The organism is Psychrobacter sp. 1Y11, from assembly GCF_052259045.1.
GTDB lineage: Bacteria > Pseudomonadota > Gammaproteobacteria > Pseudomonadales > Moraxellaceae > Psychrobacter.
On the sequence record NZ_JBQQER010000003.1, the window covers coordinates 208,933 to 225,976 of the forward strand.

15 protein-coding genes and 1 pseudogene are annotated in these 17,044 nt (G+C 43.8%); 7 read left to right on the forward strand and 9 right to left on the reverse strand.

Features of this window, described 5'->3' with window-relative positions:
- Window positions 1–5: 5 nt before the first annotated feature.
- The 4 genes and pseudogenes from ACTXGJ_RS04030 to pilG all read right to left on the reverse strand — a co-directional run.
- Window positions 6–1,055 (reverse strand): annotated as a pseudogene (locus tag ACTXGJ_RS04030) (methyl-accepting chemotaxis protein); the annotation flags it as partial.
- Window positions 1,056–1,561: 506 nt separating this feature from the next.
- Entirely contained in the window at window positions 1,562–2,092 is a 531-nt protein-coding gene (locus tag ACTXGJ_RS04035; protein WP_439241730.1) for a chemotaxis protein CheW, read from the reverse strand.
- 3 nt (window positions 2,093–2,095) lie between these two features.
- A complete protein-coding gene (locus tag ACTXGJ_RS04040; RefSeq protein ID WP_025644774.1) occupies window positions 2,096–2,458 on the reverse strand; it encodes a response regulator in 363 nt (120 codons plus the stop codon).
- 91 nt (window positions 2,459–2,549) lie between these two features.
- Window positions 2,550–2,927: a twitching motility response regulator PilG gene (gene pilG / locus ACTXGJ_RS04045; protein WP_025644776.1), complete on the reverse strand. Its 378-nt coding sequence runs from the start codon at window positions 2,925–2,927 to the stop codon at window positions 2,550–2,552.
- 402 nt (window positions 2,928–3,329) lie between these two features.
- On the opposite strand from pilG, the gene ACTXGJ_RS04050 reads away from it, so the two are divergent.
- From ACTXGJ_RS04050 to ACTXGJ_RS04075, 6 genes are all read left to right on the forward strand, one after another.
- On the forward strand, window positions 3,330–4,583 hold the full coding sequence (locus ACTXGJ_RS04050) for an efflux RND transporter periplasmic adaptor subunit (protein ID WP_443565199.1): 1,254 nt from the start codon (window positions 3,330–3,332) through the stop codon (window positions 4,581–4,583).
- Between the two features lie 386 nt (window positions 4,584–4,969).
- Entirely contained in the window at window positions 4,970–5,689 is a 720-nt protein-coding gene (locus ACTXGJ_RS04055) for a response regulator transcription factor (protein WP_439241735.1), read from the forward strand.
- Window positions 5,690–5,770: 81 nt separating this feature from the next.
- The gene (locus ACTXGJ_RS04060) at window positions 5,771–7,882 is read left to right on the forward strand and encodes a sensor histidine kinase (RefSeq protein ID WP_443565200.1); all 2,112 of its coding nucleotides are present in this window, start codon (window positions 5,771–5,773) and stop codon (window positions 7,880–7,882) included.
- Between the two features lie 263 nt (window positions 7,883–8,145).
- Entirely contained in the window at window positions 8,146–8,916 is a 771-nt protein-coding gene (locus ACTXGJ_RS04065; RefSeq protein ID WP_439241739.1) for a methionine ABC transporter ATP-binding protein, read from the forward strand.
- Window positions 8,917–8,946: 30 nt separating this feature from the next.
- Window positions 8,947–9,633 (forward strand): methionine ABC transporter permease, encoded by a 687-nt coding sequence (locus ACTXGJ_RS04070; RefSeq protein WP_443565201.1) that lies wholly within the window; start codon window positions 8,947–8,949, stop codon window positions 9,631–9,633.
- Between the two features lie 303 nt (window positions 9,634–9,936).
- The gene (locus ACTXGJ_RS04075) at window positions 9,937–10,893 is read left to right on the forward strand and encodes a MetQ/NlpA family ABC transporter substrate-binding protein (protein ID WP_439241743.1); all 957 of its coding nucleotides are present in this window, start codon (window positions 9,937–9,939) and stop codon (window positions 10,891–10,893) included.
- Between the two features lie 98 nt (window positions 10,894–10,991).
- Here the strand turns inward: ACTXGJ_RS04075 and ACTXGJ_RS04080 are convergent, their stop codons facing one another.
- Both ACTXGJ_RS04080 and ACTXGJ_RS04085 read right to left on the reverse strand, forming a co-directional pair.
- A complete protein-coding gene (locus tag ACTXGJ_RS04080; RefSeq protein WP_443565202.1) occupies window positions 10,992–12,248 on the reverse strand; it encodes an amidohydrolase family protein in 1,257 nt (418 codons plus the stop codon).
- A gap of 56 nt (window positions 12,249–12,304) precedes the next feature.
- Window positions 12,305–13,519, reverse strand: coding sequence for an MFS transporter (locus tag ACTXGJ_RS04085; RefSeq protein WP_443565203.1), 1,215 nt, complete (start codon window positions 13,517–13,519; stop codon window positions 12,305–12,307).
- Between the two features lie 367 nt (window positions 13,520–13,886).
- Between ACTXGJ_RS04085 and ACTXGJ_RS04090 the strand changes: the two genes are divergently transcribed.
- On the forward strand, window positions 13,887–14,735 hold the full coding sequence (locus ACTXGJ_RS04090) for an aldo/keto reductase (protein WP_443565204.1): 849 nt from the start codon (window positions 13,887–13,889) through the stop codon (window positions 14,733–14,735).
- A gap of 123 nt (window positions 14,736–14,858) precedes the next feature.
- Here the strand turns inward: ACTXGJ_RS04090 and ccmE are convergent, their stop codons facing one another.
- The 3 genes from ccmE to ccmC all read right to left on the reverse strand — a co-directional run bounded on the left by ccmE (window position 14,859) and on the right by ccmC (window position 16,811).
- Window positions 14,859–15,359: a cytochrome c maturation protein CcmE gene (ccmE, locus tag ACTXGJ_RS04095; RefSeq protein WP_439241752.1), complete on the reverse strand. Its 501-nt coding sequence runs from the start codon at window positions 15,357–15,359 to the stop codon at window positions 14,859–14,861.
- Window positions 15,360–15,598: 239 nt separating this feature from the next.
- The gene (gene ccmD / locus ACTXGJ_RS04100) at window positions 15,599–15,808 is read right to left on the reverse strand and encodes a heme exporter protein CcmD (protein WP_439241754.1); all 210 of its coding nucleotides are present in this window, start codon (window positions 15,806–15,808) and stop codon (window positions 15,599–15,601) included.
- A gap of 214 nt (window positions 15,809–16,022) precedes the next feature.
- A complete protein-coding gene (gene ccmC, locus ACTXGJ_RS04105; RefSeq protein ID WP_439241756.1) occupies window positions 16,023–16,811 on the reverse strand; it encodes a heme ABC transporter permease CcmC in 789 nt (262 codons plus the stop codon).
- Window positions 16,812–17,044 lie beyond the last annotated feature (233 nt).

A 17,044-nucleotide genomic window follows, 5' to 3' on the forward strand; every position in this document is an offset into this window, starting at 1 on the left:
AGGTATTAAACAATCTCTTCGACATCTTCAAAATGCTCGTCGTCATTAGAGACTTTGAAACCAGTGACTGATTGCTGCAAGGCGGCTGCCATCTCGTTTAGCTCACCGACTGAGCGCGCGGTTGCCATCGTACCTGAAGAGGTTTGTGAAGTAATACCTTGAATAATCGTCATAGTGTTAGAAATGTGACCGGCAGAAGCGGCCTGCTGCTGTGCGGTATTTGAGATACTCTCAATCAGATCGGCCAAAGTATTCGATACTTTTTGCACTTCTTCTAGTGCCTCACCAGCATCTTTTGCTAAGCGAGCACCGCGTACTACCTCTGAGGTCGTTGACTCCATTGATGTCACAGCCTCACTAGTATCGGCCTGAATGGTATTGACCAAGGTTTTAATCTGTTTAGTAGCGTTGGCTGAGCGCTCTGCTAGGCGCTGTACTTCATCGGCAACGACCGCAAAGCCTCGTCCGGCCTCCCCTGCCATCGATGCCTGAATAGCGGCGTTCAATGCCAAAACGTTAGTTTGATCCGCAATATCATTAATCAAGCTGACGATATCACCAATCTCTTGCGAGGACTCACCTAAACGCTTAATACGTTTAGAGGTTTCTTGAATCTGATCTCGAATGACGTTCATACCTTCTATCGAACGCTGAACCACTTCTGCACCATTATGAGCGATAGCAACCGAGCGCTGGGCAACATTCGCCGACTCAGTAGCGTTGTCAGAAACTTGGTCAATTGAGACGGTCATCTCACTGATAGCTTTAGAGACGCTAGCAATCTCTTGCGTTTGGTTTTCAGAAGCTTCCACCAACTCTACGGCGTTGACCTGAGTTTGTTCGGTAGAGTTTGTCACCCTATCCGCCGTCTCGTTAATGACCAGTACCAGCTCGCGTAACTGCTCGATGGCAAAGTTAACAGAATCAGCAATCGCCCCAGTGAAGTCCTCTGAGACCGTAGCATTTACGGTCAAGTCACCATCTGCCAAGTCAGCGAGCTCATCAAGCAAGCGTAAAATAGCCATCTGGTTACGCTCATTTTCTTCTTGAATTTGACTTGAGCGTTCTGATTCGATATTGGCTTCTTGACGACGACGCAGCGTTTCTTGTTCAATCAATAAGCGCTCGTTGGCACCTCGTTCTTTAAGCAGCCGTGACAAAGCGTAAGCTGCCCCAATAAGCCCTACTATAAATATAATAGCAGGCAAAGATATCAGCTGATTAAAATCGTTCACATATTGGCTGATCGACGCAAGTGAGCTGATCAGCCATATCAAACAGGCCACACTCACTAAAGCAAAAACGGCTAATACAACTCTCCACCTGCTTGCAGCATCTTTTACAGCTGGTGTTTGGTTACTGGCACCAGTACTAGGACTTTTTATAACATCACTCATCGTGCTTATTCCTTTCAAACAGTGGTCTAAGTTATATCATGACTGAATTGATTAATTGTGCGTGCTGGGTCTACTCTTTGCTTTATTTATCTAGCGGTTATCATAACGAGCGTACTCAAAAAACTACAGTCGCAAGCTTTGATTGCCAAGGCTTGAGACAGAACTTATATAGCGGCGTCTATATAGCGCTTATCTTGCGCCAGTAAGCTTGGCATAAAGACAAACCAATCTTCTTCATCTTTGTGAAACTTACCATGGTTATAAGGCGCGAAAGCCGAATCACTAGGTAGGGCTTCAGGGCGATATTGATCTTGGGTGAACTGCTCAATGCCTAAGACTTTGTCGACAATGAGTCCTGAAAACACCGTATGATGATCGATGACCAATACCTTTCTTGAGCTGTCTTGGGCTGAGGTGCTCGGTGTCTGTAAGAACTTCGCTAAATCCGTCAGTGGCAACAATCGGCCACGTACATTAGCAATACCCAGCAGCCAAGGCTGAACTAACGGCATACTCGTATACTCGGGCATAGTCAGTATCTCCGCCACCTCGCCTAGAGGCGCAACTAGACGTTGGCCACTACTCTCAAAGACTACTCCGCGCCAGTCGTAGTCTTTTCTACCCTGACGACCGCTACTGCGCGCATTAGCCAAATCAGCCAGACGCAAAAGCTCAATAAACCCTCTAGAAGCCACAACTTACTCCATAACTTTACGAATAATGCGCATAAGCTCAAGCTCGTTGATAGGCTTGGTCAGATACTCAGTAGCGCCTTGACGCTTACCCCATACTCTGTCTGTTTCTTGACTTTTGGTGCTGATAATTACCACTGGGATGTGCTTGGTAGTACGATCGCGAGTGATTTTACGAGTGGCTTGAAAACCATTCATTTCAGGCATGACTACGTCCATCAAAATCACATCTGGTACATGCTCGGTAGCCATCTGATAGCCTTCGATACCATTGGTAGCCTCTATAACCTGAAAGTTATTTTTAGCCAATATATCGCGAAATTTTGCCATCTCAGACGGCGAGTCATCAATGACTAAAACAGTGGTCATGATTGTTTCCTTTGTATTAAGTATCCGTAGGATCTGTTATAAAAATATGCCAAAACGAGTAGCGAGTATAATCTATAAAACCCAAAAGCAATTAGCGATAATGACTGATAGCCTCAAATAGCTCGTCTTTACTAAAGGGCTTCGTCAAATACTCATCAGAGCCAACAATACGCCCGCGAGCTTTATCAAATAACCCATCTTTGGATGACAGCATAATGACAGGCTTATCGGCATAATTAGGATTATTTTTTATCAAAGCACAAGTCTGATAACCATCTAAGCGTGGCATCATAATATCGACAAAGATAATATCCGGATTGTTATCTACAATTTTTGCTAACGCATCAAAGCCATCAATAGCGGTAATTACCTCGCAGCCTGCTTTTTTTAATAAGGTCTCTGCGGTACGGCGCATGGTTTTTGAATCATCAATCACCATGACGGTTAGCCCTTCAAAATTACTATCCATTCTCACTATCCTATAAACTTTAAATTTACTATCCATAGCTAAGGTACTATAGAAGGTACTATAAATAGCTAATATTTTGCCCTATTATGCTTCTACTATTATCTACTTTGTTATTTTGTTTATAATTAGAGCAATATCAGTCGCATAACATCTAAAATTCATCCAAAAATCAACTATTGCAATATGACGGTAACCTAACAGCATTACTATAATCGTGTAAGATAAGTTACCTATATAAGACGAAAGTTATAATTATTTTAATAATATACTAAACAAAGTATTAACAATACAAGATTGATTTGCAATTAATAAAACCGCTCAAGTCACTTTTTAGACACTTTACCCTAAAATATGGTTATATATTCCTTCTAACTTAGCTATTTGCTGTCCACGGTGACTGATATGATACGTTTTTTTTATAACAAAAATACTGCTTTATTCATCGGTGTATTGTTACTGACAGCATGCCAACCACCTGAAGATACGAGTCAATCTGCGATAGCGCAAGGTGAGACGGTGACTAAGGACGCAGATTTATCTTTCATCATCAGCGACGATACCGTTACGTTATCCTCTGATAGCATCTTAAACCTCAAATCTTCACGCTATCAGCCAAGTCTCGGCCTACAAGGTGAGATAGAACCTATCAGGCAGTCGCAATTTGTCACTGCCAAAGCAGTCACCGTACAAAAAGTGCTGGTTCAACAAGGGCAGTGGGTAGAAGAAGGTTCGCCATTGTTCATCTTAGAAGCGCAGGCTAGCAATGAAGATAAAACTGCTAATGGTGCAGAGTCATTGTCACATAATAAAAAAGCTGAGAAGCAAGCTGATGATATTGCAAGTAATAATATAAACGACAGTGCCAATGAAAATATAAATGACAATACGAGCCGCGAGACCGCAAGTAGCGATAGCGCTGACAACCAGCAGGCACAGAGTATTGAGCAAGCCGCTAAGCAGACCAACCCACAATCCGCCCTAAAAACACAATCAGAATCACAACTAGACACACAGACCCAGACAAAAGCGCCAGACACCACTATTATTGTTCGGGCCAGTTTTTCTGGACGAGTGAATAAGCTGCCTGTGGCTAGTAGCGATAAGCTTGCAGCCGGTACGGCGCTTTTATTTTTAGCGGATGATACTCATTTGCAGTTCATTGCAACCCTACCTATTCAGGCTGAACCGCAGCTTTCTGTCGGTCAGACCGTCAACTTCAGTACTGACAATAATGCCAAAAAAGCTACCGGCCAAATCAGCAAGCTTAGCGTTGGCGATAACCCGAACCAACTAAAAGTTCATGTGCAAGTATTAAAGAACGATGCCAGCCGCGAAGGTAGTCTTAAAGTAGGTACGATTGCTACAGGTCGCGTTAATTATGGTCAAATAGCGGTAGGTACTATCGTGCCTGAGCTCGCCATACATGATGCTGATCTGAGCGCTTTAAAACGCCCTCCTTATCAGCCGTTAGCGCCGCTTACCGCAAACGTTTGGATTATCAAACAAGATCAGCGCTTGACTCGCCAACCTATCGAGATCATCGAATATAACCCAAATACAGAGCAATACCTGATTGCTGGAGTCAATAACGACAGTCTGATCTGCTTGGCTGATTTACCCGTTGAGTCAGCAGGTAAAAAAGTAGTTATCTCTTAACGTGTAACTACAGCATAATTGTCCTGCGCTATCTTTTTTAACGCAGCTTCGTTTATGTAGGTTTAATACTTTGTTACTTTAGTTCTACTACGGTCTTAAATAGCGTCTAAATTCCTAAATAGACAGTTACATTGTGTAGAAATATTAACAAAGCGCGTCTTGTTTGCTTAGGTGCTTTTTTGGCAAACTGATGACTAAATACAAAGATTGAGCACAAAAGATTAAGCGCAAAGTAACTTATCTCAAAATAGCGCTCACTTTAAAAGGCACTAAAAAAAGGGATCGAAAAGCTCAATATAAATAATAATGACGTAGCCCTTATAAAATAGTACTTATTAAGATGATGGCAACTATCTATCACCGGAAGTATTTTTAGGAGATGAACCATGAGTAAACAGATTTTATTAATAGAAGATGATCCAGATTTGGCTGAACTTATCAGCGACTATTTAACGATGAACTATTATGACGTTCATCATGCTGGTCTTGGTCAAGAAGGCTTAGATATTTTAGACACCAAAGAGCGCGACATTGATCTGGTCGTGCTTGATCTTATGCTACCGGACATGGATGGTATGCAAGTCTGTCAGAAGATTCGCGGTAATAATAGTATGACCAATAAGGTACCTATTATTATGCTGACTGCAAAAGGTGATACGACCGACCGCGTGTTAGGGCTAGAGATGGGCGCGGATGATTATATTGCTAAGCCGTTCGAACCCCGTGAGCTATTAGCTCGTATTCGCGCAGTGATTCGTCGCCATGAGCAACCAAACCAAGCAGATAGCCAATCAGATAGTTTGACCTTTGGCCGTTTGAGCGTCTTTCCCGATAGTCATGAAGTCACTATCGACGACCAGCCAGTACGCTTGACAACACATCAGTTCCAATTATTGCATTATTTTGCCACTCATTCAGGCAAGGTATTAAATCGTGAGCAGCTCTGGCAAGCGATGCCTAACGATGATAGCTCAGATAATATTGATCGTGCCATCGATGTGCATATCTCGCGCCTGCGAGCTTTGATCGAAGACAATCCACGCCAGCCCAAACGCATTATTACTGTGCGCGGCGTTGGCTATCAATTTGCCACTGATCAGGTATGATAGTGCTTAATATACTAGTATCTAGTATGCTAATGCCTATACGTCTATGACACATATGCGCCTGATAGTAGAGACTCTTTGATGCAGCAGCTCGGTTTTCGTTCTGTTTTTGCCAAGTTATTTGCCAGTGTTATGCTGGCACTTATCTTGTTTGCAGTCGCTATGGTGCTTTTGACGCAGCTGGTACACGATAAAGATGCGGGTATCCGCTCAGAAGTTTTAGCGACGCAAATCCTGGGGCAGATAGATCCTTTTTTAAATGATTTAAACATCGCTGTCAGTAAGGATAATCGTCTGCAAGCTCGCTTTATGCTAGCGGTCGTCAAAAAAAGCTTCGATATCTTTGATGAGTCCTTACAGGCGAAGATGGGCTTATATGACAACGAAGGTCATCTGCTGATGCAGACCGACAATAGCGATTTGCCGTTACTACTGCCTGACGAGCCCTCTTTGATGACTCGCGTTTTCCCCTCCTTTTCTGATACTCCGCCCAATCAGCAAGCGCAAGTCTACAGCAGTACAGGCTATACCTTATTATATGAGTCTCGTTTACCGCCAAAAAAACCAGTATTCTCCGCCGTCCTTAATCTCTTTACAGGAACGCTGCTACTACTTTTGATTATGGCTGGTGTTCTTTGGTGGATTGCCCGGACAATGACTTGGCGAATCAATCAGTTAAGTCAACAAATGATTCAGTTGGGTGACGGCGACTTTAGCGTACGGGTCAATGCTCGCGGCAATGATGAGATTGCTTCTCTGGCTCATGGCTTCAATCAGGCGGCGCAAAAGATTGAGCATCTTATCGATGCCAATAATTTACTATTAGCGCATGCTTCACATGAGCTGCGCACTCCTATTACCCGTATTCGTTTGCAGATCGAAATGATGGATATGCTAGCGAACGTTATGCCTCCAGACACCAAAGAGAAGTTTGACAAACGCGCGCAAGCTATCAATCGCGACCTATCGGGCCTTAATGATTTGGTTGAGAGCATCTTATTGGTCAGTCGCTTGGACGCCGGTCACGTGCTGCAGCAAGTTGAGCGTCTAGATTTGTATGACTTGATCAATCAGGAGCGCCAGCATTATTCTGAAGCCACTTTGATTGGTGAACACCTAATCATCGATGGTCAATCGGCGATGCTGACTCATTTGATCCGCAATCTACTAAATAATGCGATGCTACACGGCGTCCCTCCTGTTACTGTCTTTCTGTATGGCGTACAGCAGATTGAAGAAGCGGGCAATGTACCTGATTATCTGCTGCAATCAGTACTCAATAGTAGCTTTGCTGATCATGATAATTTGGAGTATAAGGATTATGAGACGTTAGACACTAACAATCAGCCCTTAAGTAATGAGCTCGATCTGTTTATGAGCTCGCCTGTTGAAGACCATACTTTTAATAATACAGCAGAGGGACAAAATGCGGCAGCACCTCTGCCACCGATTTATCGTAACGGTGAGAGTATCAGTATTGATCCGGCCAGTGATGATGAGCAGTCTATAGACCTTAATAGGGTCGCTGATATAAGCACTAATGTAACCACTAACGAAGCAACAGACCCCTTAACGCAAAGCCTCAAACAAACATCAGCACTAACCCATTCGTCTGCTACAGCTAACGTTTATACTGCTCGCTACCCTATGCTCACAGCCGAGCGGATAGATAGTATTAAAAAAGAGATTTGGCAAGCTATTCCTACGCAGTTCTCTGCTAGCAATCTCATGAAGCTTACCGCTGACTCTACTCATTCAGTCACTAACGATAGCTCTGCAAAAAAGGCTAATGATAAGACAGACGTAAAAGCAGACGCTGACGAGCGTAAGAGCGAAACGACGATAGCACCAAAGAAAGAAGGCTTATTCAAAAAGCATCTCAAAAAAGCAAAAGCCGACCCTGTGCGCCCCGCTCCTAAATACGCTGTTCTTGCAGTAATTGACGAGGGCTCGGGTATCCCTGAAGACAAGCGCGAAGAAATCTTTAGCCCCTTTGTGCGCTTACAACAAAAGAAAAAAGGCTCAGGCTTAGGGTTATCGCTAGTTTCACAAATCGTCACCGCGCATCAAGGCCACATTCTAACGGATACGATTAATGGGCATACTCGCTTCTTGGTCGTGATACCGGTCAAGCATGATCCGCATTATAGTTATAAAGAAAGCCAAAGCGTACAACCTAACTCTAATCGCTGATTGGCAGATCTAATGTCAGTTTGTGAGATTCGTCTACCTTAAACATCCAAAACCGCTGCCGTTTTATTGTGGGCTTAACAGCGCTTACCTATTCTTATCTTGTTTGACCTTGTCGCTCATCTGAATTATTCACTCTATTTCTACTGCTCGATTGACAATTGCCTGTGCCATATTACTCAATAATATGCTATATTACCGCCCCTTATTCTATCGTTAACGCTAGTCCTTATTTACTTTATTCTCTATCAAATTTTGAGCATTCCATGAGTGACATGATCGTCCTAAATGATGTGACCAAAAGCTTTATGAGCGATCGCTCCATAAAAGGAGCAGATGGTAAGGCGCATTGGTTTACCGCTGTTAAGCCGACCTCTTTGACGGTCAAACAAGGTGAGATATTCGGTCTCATGGGCTATTCAGGCGCGGGTAAATCGACCTTATTACGTCTAATCAATATGTTAGAGCGTCCCGATAACGGGCAAGTCATCATCGATGGTACGGACTTGACCACCTTGACAGCTAGCGACTTACGCATCGCGCGTCATAACATCGGTATGATCTTTCAGCAGTTCAATCTGATGTCGAATCGCACGGTCTTTGACAATGTGGCGTTTAATTTGACCGTATCAGGCTACCCTAGTCGTGATATTCACAAACGCGTCATGGAATGCTTAGAGATTGTCGATCTCACAGACCGCGTCAGCCACTACCCCGCGCAGCTCTCCGGCGGTCAAAAGCAGCGCGTAGGTATCGCCCGCGCTATCGCCCCGAGTCCCAAAGTATTACTTGCCGATGAGCCTACCAGTGCGCTCGACCCTGCAACTACCCGTAGCTTACTCACCTGTCTGCGTGATATCAATCAGCAGCTTGGGGTGACTATTGTTATTGTTACCCATGAAATGAGCGTCATTCGTAGATTGTGTGATCGCGCCGCCCTACTGCACGAGGGGCAGTTACTTGAAGTTGCCCAAGTCCAAGATGGTCTAATTCAAGCCACCACTCCGATAGGCCAAGGCTTAGTCCACGAAGATTAGAGATAACCTGATAAGGCAAGAGAAATAGATATGTTGACTGGTGCTGAATTATCCGCCTCGATTGATAAGTTGCTGGCTCTAAAAAAAGAGATCTGGCAGGCTACCCTCGATACTTTTATCATGCTCGGTATCTCTACTACCGCTGCGGTAACTATTGGTGGTCTATTCGGGATATTTTTATTTTTATCTAGTGACCGACAGTTTTTACAAAACAAAGTGCTCTACGCTGTGCTTGGCGGCGTCACAAACTTTATGCGCGCCTTTCCTTTCGTGATTTTGATGATCGCGATGAGTCCTTTTACTAAAGCTATCGTCGGTACAGGTATCGGTCCGATTGCCGCCTCCTTAGTGCTTGCTATTGCCGGCTCCTTTTATTTTGCGCGCTTGGTCGAACAGAACCTGCGCGAAGTCCCGCGTGGTATCATTGAGGCCACTGAATCAATGGGCGCCCGCCCCTTCACCATCATAAAAGTACTACTCAATGAGGCACGCTCAGGGTTAGTGCTGTCGGTGACTATCCTATGTATCAGCCTGCTATCATACTCTGCAGCGGCTGGTATGATTGGCGGTGGCGGTTTGGGCGATTTAGCTATTCGTTACGGTTACTATCGTTATCAGACTGAAGTTATGGTGTTTATCGTCATTATGCTCTCTGTGATGGTCGTCTCCATTCAAGCTTTTGGTAACTGGCTCGCGACACGTTTAGATAAGCGTTAATCTCAGACTTTATTGTCAAGACGCTATTGTTAGCGCTGATTTTGATGCTGATACCGATAGAATGGACTTATCGACTCTCACTGCTTAATACGAGCTTATGAATATTACTCCACTTTTGATGCAGATTACTCATAAGCAAAAGGCTTGACTTTATACGGTACTAAAGTTACTTTTGTGCTCTTTTTATTCGCATGTTATTTAGCAGCATTTCCTTGTTGTGAATCTCCAACAGACTCCAATCGTTCTTTTTAATGGCTGATTGCTAAGCCGTGACCCCTAATGCATTTTTATTAAGGATAATTTATGAAATTAACAGATATCAGCCGCCAATTAGCGCTTGGACTTGCCACTGTCGGCGTCTCGGGCTTAGTATTAGTCGGCTGTAATAACTCATCAGCGCCAGAAGCGACCAAAGAAGCACCAACTAACGAGACTGCAGCGGCAACCGACATCGATCCTGAACACAGCAAAATTGTCATCGGTACCACCGAAGGTGACTTTGCAGACATGGTGCGCAACCAAGTCAAAGGTTCGCTAGAAGAGCAAGGTTATGAAGTTGAGCTGATTACCTTTACTGACTATGTCCGTCCTAACTTAGCCTTGGCTGATGGCGACTTAGATATCAATATCTTCCAGCACAAGCCTTATCTCGATACCTTTAAGACTGAAAACAACTTAGATTTGGTAGAAGTCTTTCAGGTACCAACTGCACCGCTAGGGATTTACTCAGGTAAAAAGAGTGATCTGCAAGAAGCTTATAAAGGCATGAGCGTCTCAGCGCCAAACGATCCGAGCAACTTCGCTCGTGCGCTAGTAATGATGGATGATCTGGGCTGGATTACTTTAAAGGATAATATCGATCCGCTAACCGCAGCCAAAACAGATATCGCTGACAATAGCAAATATGATATCGATATCATTGAATTAGAAGCGGCGCAGCTGCCACGCGCGCGTGATGAAGTGGACTTCGCGGTTATCAATGGCAACTATGCGACCGATGCCGGTATCGAATTGACTGAAGCTTTATTCCAAGAACCAAGCTTTAACTATGTCAATTGGTCAGCGATTAAATCAGCCGACGTCGATAAGAAATGGGTTAAAGATGTCACTAACGCTTATAACTCTGCAGCTTTCAAAAAATACGCGCATGACACTTTCCCTGGTTATAAATATCCAAAAATCTGGGATGCAAATAGTAACGAAGTTACCGCTACTGCTGGTACTGCGTCTGCTACTGGTGAAGTTGCAGTAGCTGAATAAACCGATTTGAGTATAAAAGCTTTATCATAAAGACGCCCCTTATTAAGGTAAGGGGCGTTTTTTAGTTTAAAGACAGCATGTAGTCATGTCGCTTATCACTACTTAGTCGCTCGATACATATCCAACTCAATCTCATAACTAGGTTCGGGTTTTTTGAACAGATATTGACCGTTACGAATAGAGGCTAGCACATCAGCGCGTTGGCGCACCGCCTCAAACGGTGTATCAGCATCTAACACTAAGAAGTTCGCGGCGCGGCCGACTTCTAAACCATACTCCTTTTCAATGTTCAAAGTCTTTGCACCATTAAAGGTAATAAAGTCCAAGCAGACATCCAACTGCGGCAGTGACATGGTTTGCGCTAAATGAATACCGTTATCCAAGATATTCATCATATTACCATTACCCGCTGGATACCAAGGGTCGTTTATAGAGTCTTGGCCAAAGGAGATATTAATACCATTTTCCCAAAATTCTTTCACTCGCGTGAGACCACGGCGCTTAGGATAAGTATCTTGGCGACCTTGTAGATAAGCGTTCTCAGTCGGTAGGGCGATAAAGTTCATACCTGATTGCTCAAACAGTCCCATCATCCGAAACGCGTAAGCATCATCAGCAGAGCCAAAGGAACAAGTATGACTCGCGGCCGTACGCGCACCGATATCTTCTATCATCACTAAAGCATTCAATAGCTGGACGTGACGACTCATGGGATCGTCGGTCTCATCACAGTGTACGTCGATAAGCTTGTCATATTTCAGCGCTAATTCGACGGTTTTACGCACCGAATCCTGCCCAAACTCATATGCCCACTCAAAATGCGGAATACCGCCGACACAGTCCGCGCCTATCTTCAGCGCCTCTTCCATCAGCTCAACCGCGCCTTTATAGGCATACATGCCTTCTTGCGGGAACGCCACAATCTGAATGGTGACCTTGTCTTTGAGTTCTTCACGCAGCTCTAGCATGGCTTTGAGTCCGGTGAGGTCAGGGTCGCAAATATCGATATGGGTCCGTATATATTGCACGCCTTTGGAGACTTCTTCTTGAATACCTTTTAGCATACGCTGTTTGGCATCTTCAAAAGACTGGGTTTTTTTGACATCGTGCCAACGCGCGATACCTTCAAACAAGGTACCAGATGCGTTCTTCGCATCATCGCCGCCGCCCGTGTAGACATAGTCTAGATGTAGATGCGAATCGACGTAGGGCGGTACAATCAAGCGACCTTTTAGGTCAATCTCTTCCTCGGCACTAGGCAAATTCTTACCCATCTGCTGGATGATACCGTCTTTAACTAGGATTTCATTGGCATCTTCATTGCGATAAATATTAGCGTTAGTAAATTTAATCATAACAAACTCCTATTATTGATTTATAAGTAATTAAACAAGTCATTAACTAAGCTCTTTTAAACAGTAGGGGCATCTAAAGTTCTCTTTGATATGAAAGTAATGATTATCGCAGGGATAAAACAAAGAATAGACAAATAGACAATACCGAAGACCCCAGTCTCTGGCATATTGACTAAAATCAATCCCGCTAGCCACGTGGCAATCATAATCGAGAAGTTGAACACACTAGACTGTACTGAAGTAGCAACGGCTTTAGCTTCGGTAACCTGATGACTGACTGCCGTTTGAAACATAGTCACTAGCGGACCAAACGCCAGCCCCCACAATAAAAAAGCAATATGTGCAAAACCATTAGCGCCTCTAAAGAAGACAAATAGCAACATCGCTATAAGGCCGCCGCCCAACATTGAGACGATTAAACCGCGCAAATGGGTATCGATGATTCGAGCCGATAATATTACTGAAATCACCGAACCGATACCGAAGATCAGCAGCGCAAGGCTAATACCGCCAGTAAAGGCTATCGTTTCTACCAAAAGCGTAATATACGTATAAGTACTATAATGGGCAACGACAGCCAAAAAGGTCAGCGCGAGCACAATCCAAACGCCAGGGATTTTCAACACCGCAAGCGGCGAGTTACTTTGGGTCAGCTTCTCACCCTTTACCGCTGGCAAAAACTTCATCGCCAGTAGGGCAATAAGGGCACCTAACCCACCAAGGACCAAGAACGACATGCGCCAGCCGACATGAGTACCGATAAAGGTCATAATCGGCAGTCCCAAACTGACGCCAAAAGTATTACCCGCCATGATGATAGTAATCGCTTTCCCATGCATGTTTTCGGGCACTAGCGCGGTACCGTAAGCGGCAATCATCGGCCACATGATACCAGCGCAGATCCCGCCCAAAATCCGCATGACAACGATAAGATAATAAGAGGACGTTAGCCCAACGACGATATTGGAAACTGCAAAACCTGCCAGTAGAACCATCAACAGGATTTTTCTATTGACCCATAAGGTGGCACTGATAAGCGGGATAGCAAATATCGCTGAGGCAAGCGCATAGATACCAACTAAAAAACCCACTTGCGTCTGTTCGATGCCTAATCCCGCGGTCATCTGCGGCAAAATACCTGACGGCATCAGCTCTGAGAGAATACCGATAAAGGTGACGCTCGCCATCAGCCCAAAGATAAACCACGAAATAGGCTTTTGCGCCATAGGTTCACCCGCTCCTATAGCGCTATCGGTTATAGCATCTGACATGATTACTCCTGACAATCCTGTTTATAAACAGTATTTCTATACCTAGTATTTGCTGTTATTAGTAGTTGTTTAATATACGTTTTATTCTAAATTTTCTTTAATTCAACTATAGCATAAAGGGTATATATAAAACCTTTATCGCAGTAAGGATTTGTAAGCCAGTAAGATAGCGTCAAAATTTAGCGGACGTTACAAGCTGTTTGTGCTTTGTAGGAAAGCGTCACTTCCTCTTTTGCATTGAATAATTTTTCCTTATAGTAATTGAATGATTTTAAAGACTCCTAAACTTTCATTTACCTTCCACCCCACCTTTTAGCGCGCTTTTCTATAGCTAAAAACAGTAAATACAGATGATAAGGATAATAATATGAGCACAAAAAAATATAATATTCGCACAGCGGGTCAAGCCAACATTCCGGTATTAGGTTTGGGTACTTGGCAATCGACAGGTGATGACTGCGTTAAAGTCGTTAGCCAAGCGCTACAGATGGGCTATGAGCACATCGATACCGCGCAGGCTTATGGTAATGAGAAACAAGTCGGTCAAGGTATCAAGCAATCTGGCGTGGCTCGCGATAAATTCTTTTTGACCACTAAGATATTCCCAGATGATATGAAGTTTGAGCCTGAGAAATTAAAAGCTTCAGCACAGCACTCGCTAAAAGACTTAGATACCGATTATGTGGATTTATTGCTGCTACACTGGCCAGATGATCGCGTACCTTTATCCGAGACGATTCCTGCACTGTGTGAGCTGCAAAAGCAAGGCCTGACTCGTCATATTGGCGTTTCTAACTTCAACATTGCTAACATTATCGAAGCGAAAAAACACGCTGATGTGCCTATCGTAGTCAACCAAGTCGAGTTTCATCCGTTTATTAAGCAAAATACCTTACAGACCTTTTTAAACAACCACCATATTTTATTAGAAGCTTACTCGCCACTAGCGCGCGGCGATGTCTTCGATAATGAGGTGATTAAACAAATCGCTGATAAACATAATGTTACCCCAGCGCAAGTCTCATTAGCTTGGATACTCTCAGATAAGGATCGCGTCGCTATTCCCAAGACTTCCAACCCTGATCACTTACAAGGTAACTTAGACGCGACTGAGCTCGAACTAAGCGCTGATGAGCTAGAGCAAATCGGCAACTTGGCTCGTAGTGATGGCCGCAAAATCGAGCACCCTGATTATACGCCTGAATGGGACGACTGATTTTAAAGGGTGTTTCAGTAGGTTAATTACTTTTTAAAATAAAATCATTAAACGCAAAAAAGCCACCGATATAAGTATTGGTGGCTTTTTTATTTGAGCGAATTAAATTTTTAACTGCTGTTTTTACTGCTGTAAGGTTTCAGTTTTATGGATAGGTTCAGCAGGATTGTATTGTTCTGATGACGGCGTAACACTCGCACGGTTATTTTCTTTTAGCGATTTTGCGACCTCTGGTGCCATGTAGTTTTCATCGTGCTTAGCCAATACTTCGCCGGCGACAAAAGTTTCGCCTTGCATTTTACCAGTAGCAACCACTCCTGAGTTTTCAGCGAATAAGTCTGGCAAGATACCTTGATAGGTGACGGGTACTGTCGATTGGAAATCAGTAATAGCGAACTCAACATTCAAAGGATCACTAGCAGCTCGCTGTACGCTACCCGCAACCACCATGCCGCCAGCACGAATGCGCTTATCTTGCGGCGCCTCGCCTTGAGCAATCGCCGTTGCATCGAAATAGTAGTCCGTCTGCTGACCAATAGCATAGATGACGAGCACCACAGCGATAGCCGCACCTGCTAGCGTAAACATAACCCACATAAGCTTTTTACGTCGAACGGCGTTCATATCTTACCTCATTAAAAATGGCGCTTTTACAAACTTTAGATTTATCAGCTCAAAATGCTCAATAAAACCTTACAGCTTTTATATGGTAGCCTTTATCATACAAATCAATGACAGCTGTCATCATTAGGCAAAATGGTTCCGTCATTGTATTAATACATTAATAGCAATAAAAACAGTAAGTTATCAGCGAATTAAAAGGTTTGAGTTAGCCTATTGAATAACCTCTGAGAAATAGAGACTTAAGTTTTATGCTTAGGCGCTCTGCTGCTTCGCTGTGCTTGCCGCGCTTGTTGAATAGTCAATTGTTTCAGTAAAGTCTTTCTTTGAGCACGGCTATAGAGGATAAAGGCTAAAACAATACCTACCGTAATGGCCCAACAAGACCAGACAAAAACACCATGCTCACCCATAGCAAGAAATTCTGAGAGGCTATAAAAGTAAGGCTGCATTTGCTCTCCTATGACACAGTGAGTTCAATATAAAAAATACAGCGGGGCTAGAATGAATTTTTTGCAGCCGCTGTATGCGTAGGCACAGCACGCCAAAAAAATTCATGCCAGTTCCGCGTTGCAACATAACACATCTGTTTTATTTAGAATTAACTATACTTGTTAACCGCAATCTACCATAACGCTATGCTAAAACACTCAGAGCATTTTGGCATTATTTACGTTGGTTACGGATATATTCTTTCACCCAAGCTTTGCTTTGATCACGATTTAAGATCAGGGTGTTAGTCCGATAGATCGCAAGCGCTGCTACTAATAAATAGCTGCCAATCACCATTAGCAGCAATGGCAGCCACATATCTGCTGACATTTTTGGCGCTTCGGTCAGCGTAAAGGTCGCGCCTTGATGTAGCGTATTCCACCATTCAACTGAGTACTTAATAATAGGCAGATTTACCGCGCCAACGATGGATAAAATGGCGGCGGCTTTACCGCGATTAGGCGTATGCTCAAAAGCAGCAAATAACGCCATCACTCCTGCGTATAAAAACGCTAAAATTAGCATCGAGGTTAGACGCGCGTCCCACACCCAGTAAGTGCCCCAAGTGGGTTTGGCCCAAATAGAGCCCGTTAACAAACTAATCACGCACAATAAAAACCCAAAAGGCGCTAGTGCCTGCGCCACTAAGCTAGCTGTTTTGATTTTCCATACCATAAAGATTACCCCTAATACGGCTAGGGCAAAATAGATGGAGATCGCAAGGCTGGCAGCGGGGACATGAATGAAGATAATCCGGTAGCTATTGCCTTGTAAATAATCAGGCGGCGCAAAAGCCAAACCCCAAATGCTGCCTACAGTCAGACAAATAGCTGCTAAAATACCAAGCCACTTCACCCAAGGTGCAAAGATACGAAAGAACTGCTTAGTCCCTACAGTAATCAAGAAACCTTGCCAGAGGCGCTGCCACACGTTTGGCGATGAGACATTGTTTAGGTTGGGCATGGAATAGACCTATTACACAGCAAGTGGATGAAGCATTCTAATGGGTTACTAATGAATATCAAAGCTAGCAACATTAAGCTGGTTATTATTGCTAACGTCTTGTTTATAGTCACTATTTGGTCAACTTATCACTACTAGGTAACCAACAATAACGAGTGCCTTCTATTATAGCAAAGTTGGCGCTTTTAACCACGTTGCAAACCCAAAGCTTAGGCTTTTACCAAGATAGTCGC

Excerpts from the sequence above, each read along its gene's own strand:
- ACTXGJ_RS04055 (WP_439241735.1), top strand. The coding sequence starts at position 4,970 with ATGAGTAAACAGATTTTATTAATAGAAGATGATCCAGATTTGGCTGAA.
- ACTXGJ_RS04090 (WP_443565204.1), top strand. The coding sequence starts at position 13,887 with ATGAGCACAAAAAAATATAATATTCGCACAGCGGGTCAAGCCAACATT.
- ACTXGJ_RS04060 (WP_443565200.1), top strand. The coding sequence starts at position 5,771 with ATGCAGCAGCTCGGTTTTCGTTCTGTTTTTGCCAAGTTATTTGCCAGT.
- ACTXGJ_RS04050 (WP_443565199.1), top strand. The coding sequence starts at position 3,330 with ATGATACGTTTTTTTTATAACAAAAATACTGCTTTATTCATCGGTGTA.
- ccmE (WP_439241752.1), bottom strand. The coding sequence starts at position 15,359 with ATGAACGCCGTTCGACGTAAAAAGCTTATGTGGGTTATGTTTACGCTA.
- ACTXGJ_RS04085 (WP_443565203.1), bottom strand. The coding sequence starts at position 13,519 with ATGTCAGATGCTATAACCGATAGCGCTATAGGAGCGGGTGAACCTATG.
- ACTXGJ_RS04080 (WP_443565202.1), bottom strand. The coding sequence starts at position 12,248 with ATGATTAAATTTACTAACGCTAATATTTATCGCAATGAAGATGCCAAT.
- ACTXGJ_RS04075 (WP_439241743.1), top strand. The coding sequence starts at position 9,937 with ATGAAATTAACAGATATCAGCCGCCAATTAGCGCTTGGACTTGCCACT.
- ccmD (WP_439241754.1), bottom strand. The coding sequence starts at position 15,808 with ATGCAGCCTTACTTTTATAGCCTCTCAGAATTTCTTGCTATGGGTGAG.
- ccmC (WP_439241756.1), bottom strand. The coding sequence starts at position 16,811 with ATGCCCAACCTAAACAATGTCTCATCGCCAAACGTGTGGCAGCGCCTC.
- ACTXGJ_RS04040 (WP_025644774.1), bottom strand. The coding sequence starts at position 2,458 with ATGACCACTGTTTTAGTCATTGATGACTCGCCGTCTGAGATGGCAAAA.
- ACTXGJ_RS04070 (WP_443565201.1), top strand. The coding sequence starts at position 8,947 with ATGTTGACTGGTGCTGAATTATCCGCCTCGATTGATAAGTTGCTGGCT.
- ACTXGJ_RS04065 (WP_439241739.1), top strand. The coding sequence starts at position 8,146 with ATGAGTGACATGATCGTCCTAAATGATGTGACCAAAAGCTTTATGAGC.
- pilG (WP_025644776.1), bottom strand. The coding sequence starts at position 2,927 with ATGGATAGTAATTTTGAAGGGCTAACCGTCATGGTGATTGATGATTCA.